Here is a 14,515-nt window from a genome sequence, read left to right as displayed (position 1 = left end):
TGGGAAGTTGATGCGTTCAGTCTCGCATGAATTGCACAAGCGCATCGAGCAGCGCGTCCGGCTGTTCCGTCATGATCGCGTGGCCGGCATTGACGACCTTGACCGAAACGGGGGCACCGGCGTCGCGCAACGCATCGAGCAGGGCTTGCGCTGCGCGGGGCGGCGTCATCTGATCGCGTTGCCCCAACACGGCGAGCACCGGACATCGAACCTGCGCAGCCGCCGCCATCCCTCGATCGTAGCGATTGCACGCCTCGAAGTCGGTAAGAAACACCTTGGCGGGATTGCGTTGCGCCACGCGCTCCATCAAGCGTTGATTGACGCCCCATGTCCAGAAACCGGGGCCGGGCGCCGATGGCTTGGCGGCGATCGTGCTGTGCGACCAGGCGTTGACGAGGGCGATGGCCTCCGGCTCACGTTCGGCGGCGGCCTCGAGGAGGACATCGGAGACTTTCATCGGGTAAGCGGTGCCCACCAGGGCGATACGGGACACCCGATCGGGGTGGCGGGCGGCGGCGTCCAGCGCAATCAGCGACCCCATGCTGTGCCCGACCCAGGTCGCTTTTCCGATGCCGGCGGCATCGAGCACGGCGACCACGCGATCGGCCATCGCTTCAATGGTCGTCAATGGGGCGCCCGTGCTGCGGTGATGTCCGGGCAGATCGAGCGCGAGTACGTTCATGCCGTGATGGGCGAGGTACCGGCTCTGTAACCCCCACACGCTGTGATCGTGCTGTGCGCCATGCAGGAAGACGACCGTCGGTAGCGCGGGATCCATCGATTTGCCGGCGGTATAGGCGTAGACGTTGTTGCCGCGGATGTCGAACTTCATCGTGCTTGTCCCTTGGCCGTGGATTTGACTGCCGCCTTCAGGCCGCGTTTGAGATCCTGGATCAGGTCGTCAGGGTCTTCCAGGCCGATCGACAGGCGTACGGTGCCCTCTCCGATACCCGCCGCCGCGAGCGCCGCGGCGTCCATGCGGAAATGCGTGGTGGAGGCAGGGTGAATGACCAGGGAGCGTGCGTCGCCGACATTGGCCAGATGCGAGAAGAGCTGCAGCGATTCGATGAAACGGCGCCCGGCCTCCCGGTCGCCCTTCAGATTGAAGCTGAAGACGGCACCCGCGCCGCGCGGGAGCAGTCGCTTGGCCAGTGCGTAGTCGGGATGCGACGCCAGTTCCGGATAGGCGACGCTTGCCACCGCCTCGTGCCCCGCCAGGAACGCCACCACCCGACGTGCGTTGTCGACGTGCCGCGCCATGCGAAGTGGCAGCGTTTCGAGACCTTGCAGCAGTTGCCATGCCGCCTGCGGATGCAGGCATGCGCCAAAGTCGCGCAAGCCCTCGCGTCGCGCGCGCAACAGGAATGGCGCGACCGAGCTCTCCTCGGCGAAGACCATGCCGTGGAAGCCGTCGTACGGCTCGGTCAGTTCGGGAAATTTGCCGCTTCGCTCGAAGTCGAACGTGCCCCCGTCGATCAGAATGCCGCCGATGGTCGTGCCATGCCCTCCGAGGAACTTGGTAGCCGAGTGATAGACGATATCGGCGCCATGATCGAACGGCTGAATGAGCCACGGTGTGGTGAACGTGCTGTCGACCATCAGGGGCACGTCCGCGTCATGAGCGATCTCCGCGACTTGGGCGATGTCGAGGACGTCGAGCCCCGGATTGCCAAGCGTTTCGCCAAAGAACAGCCGGGTCTCGGGGCGCACGGCGGCGCGCCAGCCGTTCAGGTCGCCAGGGCGCACGAAGGTGGTCTCGATGCCGAAGCGGCGCAGTGTGTAATGCAGCAGATTGTGCGAACCGCCGTACAGCGCGCTGGACGCCACGATGTGCGAACCCGCGCCCATCAGGGTTGCGATGGCCAGGTGCAGCGCGGCCTGGCCGCTTGCCGTGGAAATGGCGCCGACGCCGTTTTCCAGTGCGGCCATGCGCTCTTCGAAGACGGCATTGGTCGGGTTGGAAATGCGCGAATAGACATGGCCGGCGCGTTCCATGTTGAAAAGCGCGGCTGCCTGGTCGGCATCGGAGAAGACAAACGACGTGGTCTGGTAGATCGGCGTGGCGCGAGCCCCGGTGGCGGGGTCGGGGGCGGCCCCGGCGTGCAGGGCAAGCGTGTCGAAGTGCGGGACTGACATGTCGGAGAGGGCCTCTCGGTTGGCTTGACGTTGACTTGACGGCGACTTGGCGCTGGCGTGTGATGCGGACATCACGTATGCGGCAATCCTAGCACCACCGCCATGCATCTCGACAGGCGCTGCCGCCCCCATTGGCAAAATGCCGGTGCTGTCCGATGTCTGAGGTGCGGCGATGCCCGATCGATCCCCGGAATCGGCCGAAAACCCTCGTCGCACGGACATTGGCGCGTCTTGTTCCTTTCCTTTTCAGACGCTTTCCGATAGCATCTTTCGAACATGATCTAATCACAATAACGAGGGGACAGCGGCGCGCGCGCCGGCGATCCGTCTCGAACGCCGAAGTCTGGCAAATGCGTCCGGTGGCATCGTCCTGCCGCGGTTGCCCGAGCATCTCAACGAGGAGTGTGTGCCATGCGTGTGTCTGACATCCTGAAAGTAAAGGGCAACACCCTTTTCACCGTGACCCCGGAGACGTTGCTGGCCCAAGCCGTCGACACGATGGCGGAGCATGACATTGGTTCGCTCGTCGTGATGGAGTTCGGCGATCTCGTGGGCATGCTCACGTTCCGCGAAATCATCAATACGATCAGCAAGAACGGCGGTACGGTTGGCAGTTCCACAATTCGCAAAGTCATGGACGACCATCCGCTCACCTGCACGCCGGAGACGGATGTCGACGAAGTCCGGCGCATGATGCTTGAGCGTCACGCCCGTTATTTGCCCGTCATGGACAATCGCACGCTCATGGGCGTGATTTCCTTCTACGATGTGGCGCGTGCCGTCGTCGAGGAGCAATCCTTTGAAAATCGCATGCTCAAGGCCTACATTCGCGATTGGCCGGCCGAGGAAGCGGAAAACACCAAGTGAGTGAGGCCAGCCAGCGCGGGGCACGCGGCGAGGGCCACCAATCACGACTGTTGAAAGAGCGGCGCTTTGCGCCGTTCTTCTGGACCCAGTTTCTGGGTGCGATGAACGACAACGTGTTCAAAATCGCATTCACGTCGCTCGTCACCTATCACGCATCGCTTTTTCAGAACGTCGACGGCAAGACGGCGGCGTTCCTCATCTCGGCCATCTTCATCGCGCCGTTCCTGTTGTTTTCCGCGACCAGCGGGCAAATTGCCGATAAGTGGGACAAGGCGCGCCTGATCCGTTTCGTCAAGTCGCTGGAGATCGCGATCATGGCGCTCGGCGCGGCCGGCTTCCTCTGGGCAAGCGCGCCGCTGCTGTTCGTGTGCACCTTCCTGATGGGACTCCACTCCACACTCTTTGGGCCGGTCAAGTACGCCTATCTGCCTCAGCACCTGGCCACGCGCGAACTGGTGGGGGGGAACGGTCTGGTCGAAATGGGCACGTTCGTGGCCATCCTGATCGGCACGATTGTCGGCGGCGAACTGGCTGGCGCCGGGGCGGGCTCGCTGCCGTGGATCGGCGGCGTTTGCCTCGGACTGGCCTTGTTGGGCCGGCTGGTGTCGACGTGGGTGCCGCAAACGCCCGCGGCGCAGCCGGATCTGCGCATCAATTGGAATCCGTTGACCGAGACGTGGAGAAATCTGTGCATCGCGCGTACGGACCGTGCGGTCTTCCAGAGTCTGCTCGGTATCTCGTGGCTTTGGTTTCTCGGGGCGACCTTTCTCGCGTCGTTTTTCAACTTCGCACATGACGTGCTCGGCGCCGGTCCGGGTGTCGTCACGCTGCTGCTGGCCATGTTCTCCCTGGGCATCGGGATTGGGTCGCTGTTGTGCGAGCGGCTTTCGGGCGGCAAGGTGGAAATCGGACTCGTGCCGTTCGGCTCGATCGGCATGACGGTATTCGCGGTCGATCTTTATTTTGCGAGTCGGGGCGGCGCTCACGGCGCGGCCTTGCAGACGGTGGCGCAGTTCGCTTCGCAACCGGCCCATTGGCGCGTGCTGGTGGACCTGTTCCTGCTGGCGATGTTCGGGGGCTTCTACAGCGTGCCGTTGTACGCGCTGATCCAAAGCCGTAGCGCGCCGTCGCATCGCGCACGCATCATCGCAGCGAACAATATCCTCAACGCGTTGTTCATGGTCGTGTCGGCCCTCATGGCGATGGCGCTCACGAAGGCCGGGTTCACCATCGACCAGTTGTATCTCGTCACCGGCATTCTCAACGCGCTGGTGGCTGTCTATCTATACCTGCGACTCCCGGAATTCCTGATTCGCTTCGCGATGTGGCTGCTGTTGCACACCCTCTATCGCATCGACGTCAAAGGGGCGGATCAGATTCCGGACGACGGGCCATGCCTGCTGGTCTGCAATCACGTCAGCTTTGCCGATGCCGTGGTGATCGGGGCGTCGATCCGGCGTCCGGTTCGCTTTGTGATGGACCACCGTATTTTCCGCATCCCGGTGCTGTCGTGGTTCTTTCGTACGGTCGGCGCCATTCCCATTGCCCCGGCGCACGAAGATGCAGTCGCGCTCGAGTGCGCCTACCGGCAGATCGCAGACGCGCTGGCGGCGGGCGACGTCGTTTGCCTCTTTCCTGAGGGTAAGCTCACGGCATCCGGCGAGCTGCAGGTCTTCCGTCAGGGGGTACAGCACATTGTCGAGCGTACGCCCGTGCCGGTCGTGCCGATGGCGCTGCGCGGGCTGTGGGGAAGTTTCTTTTCGCGACATGGTGGCGCGGCAATGTCACGGCCGTTCAAGCGTGGCATTCTGAACCGGCTCGAGCTTGTCATCGGGGCGCCGGTGTCGCCTGCGCAGGCGACGCCGGAAACCCTGCGGGACAAGGTGCTCAAGCTGCGCGGCCCCTGGCCGGTGTGAGGGGGCGTCTCCTCGTGAATCGCGGCCGTGGCTCGGAAGTCTCCGATGCCACGCCCCAAAAGCGCCCAAAATGCCGCCGGCCGGTCGTTTAGCGCCCTCGACCGTCGCACAGGGCGGCGCGGTGTGGCGGGATCGCTGGCATAATAGGGCCTTCCCGTCCTCCCCGAACCCGATCCCCGTATGTCTGGCAATACGCTTGGAACTCTGTTTACCGTCACCACTTTCGGCGAATCGCATGGCCCGGCCATTGGCTGCGTGATCGATGGCTGTCCGCCGGGAATGGCGCTCACGGAAGCCGACATCCAGGGGGAGCTGGATCGCCGCCGTCCTGGCACGTCGCGCCACGTTACGCAGCGCAACGAACCGGATGCCGTCGAGATCCTCTCTGGTGTGTTCGAGGGCGTGACGACGGGGACGCCCATCGCACTGCTGATCCGCAATACCGATCAACGCAGCAAAGACTACGGCAACATCGTCCAGACGTTCCGCCCCGGACATGCCGATTACACCTATCTGCAAAAGTACGGCGTGCGCGATTACCGCGGTGGCGGACGCTCGTCCGCACGTCTCACGGCGCCCGTCGTTGCCGCCGGCGCCGTCGCCAAGAAGTGGCTGGCCGAAAAATTTGGCGTGCAGGTGTACGGATGCATGACGCAACTCGGCGACATCGAGATCGCACAGACGGATTGGTCGCAGGTGTCGCAGAATCCGTTCTTCGCCGCCAACGCGGAAGTCGTCCCGCAACTGGAAGCGTATATGGATGACCTTCGCAAGGCGGGCGATTCGGTCGGGGCGAAGCTGCGCGTTGTGGCGACCGGCGTTCCGGTGGGTCTTGGAGAGCCGCTGTTCGATCGCCTGGATGCCGATATCGCCCACGCGATGATGGGCCTGAATGCCGTCAAGGGCGTGGAGATCGGTGCGGGTTTCCGCAGCGTCAGGCAAAAGGGGTCGGAGCACGGCGACGAATTGACGCCGGAGGGCTTCGTCGGGAACAACGCCGGTGGCATTCTGGGCGGCATTTCGACCGGTCAGGATATCGACGTGTCGATCGCGATCAAGCCCACGTCGAGCATTCGTACACCGCGTCGCTCGATCGACGTTGCCGGTCACGCATCGACGGTGGAAACGTTCGGGCGGCATGACCCTTGCGTGGGAATTCGCGCGACGCCGATTGCCGAAGCGCTGCTCGCGCTCGTGTTGATCGATCACGCGTTGCGTCACCGCGCGCAGTGTGGCGACGTGCACGTGAACACGCCGGTTATCGCGGCGCGCGTGCCGGACTGACGAGGCGCAAGGCGAACGCCAGGCGTCGTCAGCCGGAGTGAAGGCCGCCGGGCGAACCGGCGGCGATACCGCATTACATATTCGGGTAGTTCGGCCCGCCCCCCCCTTCCGGCGTAACCCACACGATATTCTGCGTCGGGTCCTTGATGTCGCAAGTCTTGCAATGCACGCAGTTCTGCGCGTTGATTTGCAACCGCTCGGACTCGTCCTCGTTCTTCACGAACTCATACACACCTGCCGGGCAATAGCGTTGCTCAGGCCCCGCGTATTCGGACAGATTGATGCCAACCGGCACGCTGGGATCCTTGAGCGTGAGATGCGCCGGTTGGTTCTCCTCGTGGTTGGTGTTCGAGATGAAGACCGACGACAGACGATCGAACGTGAGCTTCCCATCCGGCTTGGGGTAGGCGATCGGCTGACATTGCGCGGCCGGCAGCAGGCACTCATGATCGGCCTTCTTGCGGTGAATCGTCCATGGCATCTTGCCGCCGAGCAGCTTTTGCTCAATGCCGGTCATGATCGTGGCCACGGTCAGGCCCTTCTTGAACCACTGCTTGAAGTTGCGCGCCTTGTTCAGCTCTTCGTGCAGCCACGATTGCTCGAACGCGGCCGGGTAGGCGCTGAGTTCGTCACGCTGGCGCTCGGCCACCAGCGCGTCGAAGGCGGCATCGGCTGCCATCATGCCGCTCTTGATAGCGGCGTGGCTGCCCTTGATCCGGCTGACATTGAGGAAGCCCGCTTCGCACCCAACCAGCGCACCGCCCTTGAAAACGAGCTTCGGCAGGGCCAGCAGACCGCCCGCTGTAATGGCACGTGCACCGTATGAAATGCGCTTGCCCCCTTCGAGGAAGTGACGAATCGACGGATGGGTCTTGTAACGCTGGAACTCCTCGAACGGCGACAGGTACGGATTGCCGTAGTCGAGCCCAACGATGAAACCGACCGCCACCTGATGATTCGGCAGGTGGTAGAGGAACGAGCCGCCGTAGGTTTGCGCGTTGAGCGGCCAGCCGGCCGTGTGGATGACGAGACCTTCCTTGTGCTTGGCCGGGTCGATTTCCCACAGTTCCTTGATGCCCAGGCCGTAGGCCTGCGGATCGCGGCCTTCGTCGAGATTGAACTTGCGCATCAATTGGCGACCCAGGCTGCCCCGTGCGCCTTCCGAGAAGATCGTGTACTTGGCGTGCAGTTCCATGCCCAGTTGGAAGTTCTCGGTCGGTTCGCCGTCCTTGCCGACGCCCATGTTGCCGGTCGCCACGCCCATGACCGCGCCGTTCTCGTCGTACAGGATCTCGGCGGCCGGGAAGCCCGGGAAGATTTCAACGCCCAGCGCTTCGGCTTGTTGTCCGAGCCAGCGCACGACATTGCCCAGGCTGATGACATAGTTGCCGTGATTCTGGAAGCAGGCGGGCAGCAGCCACGACGGCGTGGGGGTCGCACCGGTCTCGTTCAGGAACAGGAAGCGATCTTCAACGACCGGGGTGTCGAGCGGAGCCCCAAGGGCTTTCCAGTCGGGAATGAGTTCGGTCAGCGCTTGCGGATCCATGACCGCGCCGGACAGGATGTGCGCCCCGATTTCCGAGCCTTTTTCCAGGACACATACGGAAATCTCCTTCCCCGCCTCCTGCGCGCGCTGCTTCAAACGGATTGCCGTGGACAGGCCGGCCGGACCGCCGCCAACAACGACGACGTCATACTCCATCGACTCCCTCGGGCCGTACTGCTCAAGCAGCTTGGGATCCATTGATGCTCCTGTTATAAACGTTAGAATTCGTGGGTGCGGCCATTTTCCGGGAATGGGGGGCACCTCGCAACCGCATATTAATAGCACGATCGTTCGGTATGGTAGGTAAGCAACTCTAGCGGCACGCCATGCGGCGTCGCCGTTGTTCAATGGGTGTCCAGGCGCGAGGGAGAAGACGATGGGGCGTTCGCTGAATCTCGAAGGGAAAGTGGCGATGGTGACGGGGGCCTCGAGCGGACTTGGCATGCAGTTTGCCAAGGTGCTGGCCCAGGCCGGGGCAAAGGTCGTGCTGGCCAGCCGGCGTGTCGAGCGGCTCAAGGAATTGAGGGCGGAGATCGAGGCGCAAGGCGGTGCGGCGCACGTCGTTCCTCTCGATGTGACCGACTACGACAGCATTCGCGCCGGGGTGGCCCATGCCGAGACCGAGGCGGGGGCCATTGATATTCTGATCAACAACTCCGGTGTGTCGACCCAGCAGCGTCTGGTCGACGTTACGCCCCAGGACTACGACTACGTCCTGAACACCAACACGCGCGGCACCTTTTTCGTGGCGCAGGAAGTCGCCAAACGCATGATTCGGCGGGCAAAGGGCGACCCGCAGCGCCAGCACCGGATCATCAATGTGGCGTCGGTGGCTGGGCAGCGCGCGATTTCCATGCTCGGCGTGTACTGCGTGAGCAAGGCGGCGGTCATCCACATGACCCGTGCGATGGCACTCGAATGGGGACGTTACAACATCAATGTCAATGCGTTGTGTCCGGGCTATATCGACACCGAGATCAACCACGAGCATTGGCAGACCGACGCCGGTCGCAAGCTCGTTCAGATGCTGCCCCGCCAACGCGTCGGGGAACCGAGCGATCTGGACGGGCTGATTCTGCTTCTTGCCTCAGACGATTCCAGGTTTATCAACGGGTCGATCATGACGATCGACGATGGTCTGGCGGTCGGCTGAGCCTCGTCAGGCCTTGTGCCACGGCGATTTGGCGAATTGGGCAGGCTCGCTGCAATGCGGCAATCCGGGATTGTCCGAGGCAGTCAGCGTAGCGGCGACAAGCGCATAATTCTCGGGTGCTAATGGGGTCGTGAAGGACGTCGTGCTGACGTCGGATCCCGAAACATCTTGAGGACAACATGTTGAATCAAGGCTGGCGTGCGCTCGTCGGCGTCGCGCTCGCCCTCGCCGCAATTGCGCTGCCGGTGGCCGCGCAGCCCTACAAGGCCGAATACTCGCTGTCGATCATGCCCGATGCCGGCACGCCCTGGGGCAAAGGCACGCAACTTTGGGCGGACATGGTGCGCGAGCGTACGCGTGGGCGCATCAACATTCGACTGCACACAGGCGCCTCGCTCGTGGGTGGCGACCAGACGCGGGAATTCTCCGCATTGCGTCAGGGCGTGATCGACATGGCGGTCGGCTCGACGATCAACTGGTCGTCAGCGATACCCGAATTCAACGTTTTCTCCCTGCCATTCCTGCTGCGTGGCTGTCGTTCTCTCGACGCCCTGACGCAGGGCGACGTCGGGCGCGAGCTGTTTCGCCGCGTGGAAGAGCAGGGCGTTGTACCGCTGGCGTGGGGCGAGAATGGCTTTCGGCAACTGAGCAACTCTCGCCGTTCGATCCGTGCGCCAGAGGATATGCGCGGCCTGCGTTTCCGTGTTGTCGGGTCATTGCTGTTCAACGACATCTTCACGGCATTGGGCGCCGTGCCGACTCAGATGACGTGGAACGATGCGGTGCGCGCGCTGCGCGCACGCAAGATCGACGGCCAGGAAAATCCGATTACGGTCTTCAACAATGTGCGGCTCGATACGTTGGGACAGCGCTTCATCACGGTGTGGGATTACGTCGCCGATCCCATCGTGTTCTCCGTCAACCGACAGGTCTGGGATAGCTGGTCGCCGCAGGATCGCGACATCGTTCGCGACGCAGCGATCGAGGCGGCGCGATTCGAAGTGACGCTCGCAAGAGAAGACGCGATGCGCGGCGAGAATGCCGCGTGGGACGATCTGGCAGCGCGCGGCGTGAAGGTCACGCGACTCACGCCGGAACAACGCCAGCGCTTTGTCGACGCAACGCGTCCCGTCTATGCGAAATGGAAAGTGCTGGTCGGGCGCGATCTGGTCGACAAGGCCGAGGCCGCCGTGAGAGACGAGGCAACGATCGCCAAGACGCACGACGCCGGCGCGCGCAAGTAGTTGTGCCGGCTCGCGTCGGAAATGTCTGTGGCGGTGGTCTCACGCGATTCTGAAAAGGCAGCCGCTCGGCGCCAATCGCCGAGGGTTGGCGCACACCAAACGCTCCGACGCGCTACACTTTCTCCCCATGACGTCCTGTCACTACGCGGCAGGGCGTCGATTTTCAATATGGGGAATTTGCAGTGTCGTCAGAATACAAAGAAGTCTTTCGGATGAGCATGCCCATTCGCTGGGGCGATATGGATGCCTTCGGGCATGTGAATAACACCGTCTACTTCCGCTACATGGAGCAGGTCCGTATCTCGTGGCTGGAGTCGCTCGACATCGCGTCGGAAGAAAGCTCGACGGGCGAGGGGCCGGTGATCATCAACGCGAACATGACGTTCTTGCGTCAGTTGCGCTATCCCGGCGATATCGATTGCCGCATGTCGGTAGGCGCGCTGGGCCGAAGCAGCGTCGACACACGTTTTGAGCTGCGCCGCGCCGATACGCCGGATATCCTCGTCGCCGAGGGCGGTGCGAAGATCGTTTGGGTCAACTACAAAGCGGAAAAGTCGGTGCCGCTGCCGGAGGCGGTGCGCGCGTTGATGGCGTGAGGCTTGTTTCGAAGGGGGCGCTGCCTGCCCCCTGGCGTTCCTCAGTTGCCGAGGAGTCGCTGAACGAGTTCGGTCGCCGTGCCGGCGCCGTACTTCTGCATCAGGCGGGCGCGGTAGATGTCGACGGTACGCGGGCTGATGTCGAGAACCTTGCCGATCTGCTTGCTTGTCTTGCCCTGCACGAGTTGCGCCGCGATTTCGCGCTCGCGCGCGGTCAGTGCCACGGCGACGCGACGTGTGGCCGACATGTCCTCAAAGGTCCAGAGGCCGGCGGCGTGGGGGTCTTTCACGTCGAGCGAGCGACCCGTCACGTGGCACCAGAACAGTTCGCCGCTGGCCCGGCGCATGATGCGCTCGTCAGCATAGACGCCCTGCGCGCTCATGATCGGCGGAATGCGCTCGCCAATGCGCTCGAACTCCTTGGGGGACGGATACAGTACCTGGAACGACTGACCGATCAGGGCCTCGGGCTCGTAGCCGAAGATCTTGCCAAGCTGTCGATTGCAGTCCTCGATGATGCGCTGGCGCGAAATGACCAGGCCGACGGGAGCGATATGAAAAGCGGTCTGGTAGTCGAACGTCGGCATGGGGGAGCGGCGCGGATCCTGTCTGGGCGCGTGCCGGTGGATCGCGTGTTACGGCCCGGCGCGCAAGGAGATATGTAATTTCACGTATTGTGCCCGATTTGCCCGGCACCGTAAGCTCTATGATTGCATGAGGTGCGTGGCCACAGCGATTCAACGGGCGGCGCAAGCCTCGCAACGCGCAAGCGCGCGACATAATTTCAATTCTCAACCGAGGGAAAGGGACACACGATGAACAAGGTATACGCCAGCGCCAAGGAGGCGCTCGCCGATGTTGTCGCAGACGGGCAAACGCTTGCTGTCGGCGGCTTCGGCCTGTGTGGCATTCCCGAGGCCCTGATCGCCGCGTTGCGCGACTCGGGCGTCAAGGGGCTCACCTGTATCAGCAACAACGCCGGCGTGGACGGCTTCGGTCTGGGATTGCTGCTCGAGACGCGTCAGATCAAGCGGATGATTTCGTCGTACGTTGGCGAGAACAAGGAGTTCGAACGCCAATATCTGGCCGGCGAACTCGAGCTCGAATTCACCCCGCAGGGCACGCTGGCCGAAAAACTGCGCGCCGGTGGCGCAGGCATTCCGGCGTTCTTCACGAAGACGGGCGTGGGTACGGTAGTCGCCGAAGGCAAGGAAATCCGTGAATTCGACGGTGAGACGTACGTCATGGAGCGCTCGCTGCGCGCCGATATCGCGCTCGTGAAGGCCGCCAAGGCGGATCGCGCGGGCAACCTCGTGTTCAATCGTACCGCCCGCAACTTCAACCCGGTGGCGGCCATGGCCGGCAAGATCACCATCGTCGAAGTCGAGGAACTGGTCGACACCGGTTCGATCGACCCGGACGACGTGCACCTGCCCGGCATCTTCGTTCAGCGCATCGTGCTGAACGCGCATCCGGAAAAACGCATTGAACAACGCACGGTTCGTGCCAAGTAAGCGCCGAGATCAAGGAGATAACCATGGCATGGAATCGTGATGAAATGGCTGCGCGCGCGGCGCGAGAGCTGGAAGACGGCTTTTACGTGAACCTCGGCATCGGTTTGCCCACGCTGGTGGCGAACCATGTGCCCGACGGCATGGAAGTCTGGCTGCAATCGGAGAATGGCCTGCTCGGTATCGGCCCGTTCCCGACGGAGGACGAAGTCGATGCAGACATGATCAACGCGGGCAAGCAAACGGTGACGACGCTACCGGGTTCGTCGATCTTCTCGTCGGCGGACTCGTTCGCGATGATCCGTGGCGGCCACATCAATCTGGCAATCCTCGGGGCGATGCAGGTCAGCGAAAAAGGCGACCTCGCGAACTGGATGATCCCGGGCAAGATGATCAAGGGCATGGGCGGCGCGATGGATCTTGTCGCCGGTGTCGGTCGCGTGGTCGTGCTCATGGAGCACGTTGCCAAGGGCGACGCCCACAAGATTCTGAAGGCCTGCGATCTGCCGCTGACCGGCCTTGGCGTGGTCAACCGCATCATCACCGACCTCGGTGTGATCGATGTGACGCCGGACGGCCTGAAGGTGGTCGAGCTCGCGCCGGGCGTGACGAAGGAAGAAATTTCGCAGAAGACCGGGGCACCGCTCGATACGAGCGCTGTCTGACGCATGGGTGACGTGGCCGTCGTCTCTTGTGGCTTGAATGCCAGGGGCGTGTGACACGCAGTATTGCTGAGGGTTGCCGTGGCCGTTGAACCCGGTGATCGATGGAAGGCGAAGCGGGCGGGGATTTCCCCGCCCGTTTTGTTTTGGCGGTGCCGGTGAGTCGGCCACGATTCGGGTTCTGCGCGACACTGAGCGCCGTGTTGCGGGCATCGCTGCAAAGGTAGACGGCAAGCGCGGTAGAATTCGGTTCTGGAAACCGATCCGATGAGTCTGTCATGTCGAGCTACGCGCCGCGCCTGTCGAACGTTCAGTGTCTGAGCCCTTCCGGGTTGCATCGTATGGCGTACACGGAATGGGGCGATCCGAAGAACCCGCGCGTTCTGTTGTGCGTGCATGGGCTGACGCGATGCGGTCGCGATTTTGATGCACTGGCGAAGACGTTCGCAAACGACTACCGTGTCGTGTGTCCCGACGTGGTTGGGCGCGGACAGTCGTCGTGGCTGCGCAATCCCGCAGGGTATGTCGTGCCGCAGTACGTCTCCGACATGGTGACGTTGATTGCGCGCCTGGGCGTGACGTCCGTGGACTGGTTCGGCACGTCGATGGGCGGGTTGATCGGCATGGGCCTCGCGGGCTTGCCCGATACGCCGATTCGCAATCTGCTGCTCAACGATGTCGGACCGCACATCGACGTCGCCGCGCTCGCACGTATCGGTCAATATGTCGGTACGCCGAAGCGTTTTGCATCGATCGACGAGGGGGCCGACTACCTCTGGTCGATCTCGTCGTCATTCGGTCCGCATACCCGGGAGGAATGGCGCGCATTGTGCGAGCCGCTGCTCAAGGCCGACGGCGATGGATATGTGTTGCGTTACGATCCGTCGCTCGGAGCGGCATTTGCCGCGATTTCGCCCGAGGCCGTAGCGGCGGGAGAGGGCGTGCTCTGGGCGTCGCTTGCGGCATTTTCCGGACGCCTGTTGATTGTGCGCGGCGAGCAGTCGGATCTGCTGTCTCGCGCGACGCTCGAACAAATGCTGGCGCTCGCGCAACACGCACGCGCCGTGGAAATACCCGGCGTGGGACACGCGCCGACGTTTGTGCATGCGGATCAGATCGAGATCGCACGCCGATTTTTTGAGGGATTTGCCGACTGACACTCGCTCCGGTGGCGGGGTGCGGCGACAAGTCCGACGTTCGAAGAACACGAGGAGTCTTACATCATGGCAGTACAACGTTTCTACGTCGAAAAGCGCTGGTCGGACATGGCGGTGCACAACGGCACGGTTTATCTGGCAGGGCAGACGCCGGATGACCGCACGCAGGACATGGTCGGTCAGACGCGTCAGGTACTCGCGCATATCGACCGCCTGCTCGCCGAGGCGAACAGCGACAAGTCGCTGATTCTTTCCTGTCAGATCTATATTTCGGACATGAAGTATTTCGGCGAAATGAACCAGGTGTGGGACGAATGGGTGCCCGCGGGTAATGCACCTCCGCGTGCCACTGTGCAGGCGTTGCTCGCCGACCCTGCCATGCTTGTAGAAATCGTGGTCGTGGCGGCTCAGCGCGAAGGCTGAGTCTCACGACCCGTATCATC

At 62.8% G+C, this 14,515-nt stretch carries 14 protein-coding genes; 10 read left to right on the top strand and 4 right to left on the bottom strand.

Annotation, left to right across the window (positions count from 1 at the left end):
* Positions 1–16: 16 nt before the first annotated feature.
* Together OYT13_RS14335 and OYT13_RS14330 are read right to left on the bottom strand one after the other, a co-directional pair.
* Complete coding sequence (locus OYT13_RS14335; protein ID WP_017233305.1) at positions 17–832, bottom strand: alpha/beta fold hydrolase; 816 nt, start codon at positions 830–832, stop codon at positions 17–19.
* Positions 829–2,136, bottom strand: a complete 1,308-nt coding sequence (locus OYT13_RS14330) for an O-acetylhomoserine aminocarboxypropyltransferase (protein ID WP_017233306.1) — start codon at positions 2,134–2,136, stop codon at positions 829–831. The genes OYT13_RS14335 and OYT13_RS14330 overlap by 4 nt, the downstream gene beginning before the upstream one ends.
* 411 nt (positions 2,137–2,547) lie before the next feature.
* On the opposite strand from OYT13_RS14330, the gene OYT13_RS14325 reads away from it, so the two are divergent.
* From OYT13_RS14325 to aroC, 3 genes are all read left to right on the top strand, one after another.
* Positions 2,548–3,003: a CBS domain-containing protein gene (locus tag OYT13_RS14325; RefSeq protein ID WP_017233307.1), complete on the top strand. Its 456-nt coding sequence runs from the start codon at positions 2,548–2,550 to the stop codon at positions 3,001–3,003.
* Positions 3,000–4,919 carry an MFS transporter gene (locus OYT13_RS14320; protein ID WP_017233308.1) on the top strand — a complete coding sequence of 640 codons (1,920 nt, stop codon included), beginning with the start codon at positions 3,000–3,002 and terminating at the stop codon, positions 4,917–4,919. Before OYT13_RS14325 ends, OYT13_RS14320 begins: the two co-directional genes overlap by 4 nt.
* A 180-nt stretch (positions 4,920–5,099) precedes the next feature.
* Complete coding sequence (gene aroC / locus OYT13_RS14315; protein WP_268566456.1) at positions 5,100–6,203, top strand: chorismate synthase; 1,104 nt, start codon at positions 5,100–5,102, stop codon at positions 6,201–6,203.
* Positions 6,204–6,276: 73 nt separating this feature from the next.
* Here aroC and OYT13_RS14310 read toward each other — a convergent pair whose 3' ends face one another.
* On the bottom strand, positions 6,277–7,947 hold the full coding sequence (locus OYT13_RS14310) for an electron transfer flavoprotein-ubiquinone oxidoreductase (RefSeq protein ID WP_017233310.1): 1,671 nt from the start codon (positions 7,945–7,947) through the stop codon (positions 6,277–6,279).
* A 178-nt stretch (positions 7,948–8,125) separates the two neighbouring features.
* Between OYT13_RS14310 and OYT13_RS14305 the strand changes: the two genes are divergently transcribed.
* The 3 genes from OYT13_RS14305 (at position 8,126) to OYT13_RS14295 (ending at position 10,742) form a co-directional block, all read left to right on the top strand.
* The gene (locus OYT13_RS14305; protein WP_130026272.1) at positions 8,126–8,902 is read left to right on the top strand and encodes an SDR family oxidoreductase; all 777 of its coding nucleotides are present in this window, start codon (positions 8,126–8,128) and stop codon (positions 8,900–8,902) included.
* 179 nt (positions 8,903–9,081) lie between these two features.
* Positions 9,082–10,146: a TRAP transporter substrate-binding protein DctP gene (gene dctP, locus OYT13_RS14300; RefSeq protein WP_017233312.1), complete on the top strand. Its 1,065-nt coding sequence runs from the start codon at positions 9,082–9,084 to the stop codon at positions 10,144–10,146.
* Positions 10,147–10,358: 212 nt separating this feature from the next.
* Complete coding sequence (locus OYT13_RS14295) at positions 10,359–10,742, top strand: acyl-CoA thioesterase (protein WP_261938423.1); 384 nt, start codon at positions 10,359–10,361, stop codon at positions 10,740–10,742.
* 41 nt (positions 10,743–10,783) lie between these two features.
* Here the strand turns inward: OYT13_RS14295 and OYT13_RS14290 are convergent, their stop codons facing one another.
* Positions 10,784–11,329 (bottom strand): PAS and helix-turn-helix domain-containing protein, encoded by a 546-nt coding sequence (locus tag OYT13_RS14290; RefSeq protein ID WP_017233314.1) that lies wholly within the window; start codon positions 11,327–11,329, stop codon positions 10,784–10,786.
* Positions 11,330–11,557: 228 nt separating this feature from the next.
* Between OYT13_RS14290 and OYT13_RS14285 the strand changes: the two genes are divergently transcribed.
* From OYT13_RS14285 to OYT13_RS14270, 4 genes are all read left to right on the top strand, one after another.
* Complete coding sequence (locus tag OYT13_RS14285) at positions 11,558–12,256, top strand: CoA transferase subunit A (RefSeq protein WP_017233315.1); 699 nt, start codon at positions 11,558–11,560, stop codon at positions 12,254–12,256.
* 23 nt (positions 12,257–12,279) lie between these two features.
* On the top strand, positions 12,280–12,918 hold the full coding sequence (locus OYT13_RS14280) for a CoA transferase subunit B (protein ID WP_017233316.1): 639 nt from the start codon (positions 12,280–12,282) through the stop codon (positions 12,916–12,918).
* A gap of 275 nt (positions 12,919–13,193) precedes the next feature.
* Positions 13,194–14,072 carry an alpha/beta fold hydrolase gene (locus OYT13_RS14275; RefSeq protein WP_268566455.1) on the top strand — a complete coding sequence of 293 codons (879 nt, stop codon included), beginning with the start codon at positions 13,194–13,196 and terminating at the stop codon, positions 14,070–14,072.
* Positions 14,073–14,138: 66 nt separating this feature from the next.
* A complete protein-coding gene (locus OYT13_RS14270) occupies positions 14,139–14,495 on the top strand; it encodes a RidA family protein (RefSeq protein ID WP_017233318.1) in 357 nt (118 codons plus the stop codon).
* The last annotated feature ends 20 nt before the right edge of the window (positions 14,496–14,515 follow it).

This window comes from Pandoraea sp. XJJ-1, assembly GCF_026802345.1.
Lineage (GTDB): Bacteria > Pseudomonadota > Gammaproteobacteria > Burkholderiales > Burkholderiaceae > Pandoraea > Pandoraea cepalis.
This window is presented reverse-complemented; position numbering and strand designations above follow the sequence as displayed.

What these genes read in the sequence shown, in the direction of transcription:
- OYT13_RS14335 (WP_017233305.1), bottom strand. Translation starts at nt 832, where the DNA reads ATGAAGTTCGACATCCGCGGCAACAACGTCTACGCCTATACCGCCGGC.
- OYT13_RS14330 (WP_017233306.1), bottom strand. Translation starts at nt 2,136, where the DNA reads ATGTCAGTCCCGCACTTCGACACGCTTGCCCTGCACGCCGGGGCCGCC.
- OYT13_RS14325 (WP_017233307.1), top strand. Translation starts at nt 2,548, where the DNA reads ATGCGTGTGTCTGACATCCTGAAAGTAAAGGGCAACACCCTTTTCACC.
- aroC (WP_268566456.1), top strand. Translation starts at nt 5,100, where the DNA reads ATGTCTGGCAATACGCTTGGAACTCTGTTTACCGTCACCACTTTCGGC.
- OYT13_RS14310 (WP_017233310.1), bottom strand. Translation starts at nt 7,947, where the DNA reads ATGGATCCCAAGCTGCTTGAGCAGTACGGCCCGAGGGAGTCGATGGAG.
- OYT13_RS14305 (WP_130026272.1), top strand. Translation starts at nt 8,126, where the DNA reads ATGGGGCGTTCGCTGAATCTCGAAGGGAAAGTGGCGATGGTGACGGGG.
- dctP (WP_017233312.1), top strand. Translation starts at nt 9,082, where the DNA reads ATGTTGAATCAAGGCTGGCGTGCGCTCGTCGGCGTCGCGCTCGCCCTC.
- OYT13_RS14295 (WP_261938423.1), top strand. Translation starts at nt 10,359, where the DNA reads ATGAGCATGCCCATTCGCTGGGGCGATATGGATGCCTTCGGGCATGTG.
- OYT13_RS14290 (WP_017233314.1), bottom strand. Translation starts at nt 11,329, where the DNA reads ATGCCGACGTTCGACTACCAGACCGCTTTTCATATCGCTCCCGTCGGC.
- OYT13_RS14285 (WP_017233315.1), top strand. Translation starts at nt 11,558, where the DNA reads ATGAACAAGGTATACGCCAGCGCCAAGGAGGCGCTCGCCGATGTTGTC.
- OYT13_RS14280 (WP_017233316.1), top strand. Translation starts at nt 12,280, where the DNA reads ATGGCATGGAATCGTGATGAAATGGCTGCGCGCGCGGCGCGAGAGCTG.
- OYT13_RS14275 (WP_268566455.1), top strand. Translation starts at nt 13,194, where the DNA reads ATGTCGAGCTACGCGCCGCGCCTGTCGAACGTTCAGTGTCTGAGCCCT.
- OYT13_RS14270 (WP_017233318.1), top strand. Translation starts at nt 14,139, where the DNA reads ATGGCAGTACAACGTTTCTACGTCGAAAAGCGCTGGTCGGACATGGCG.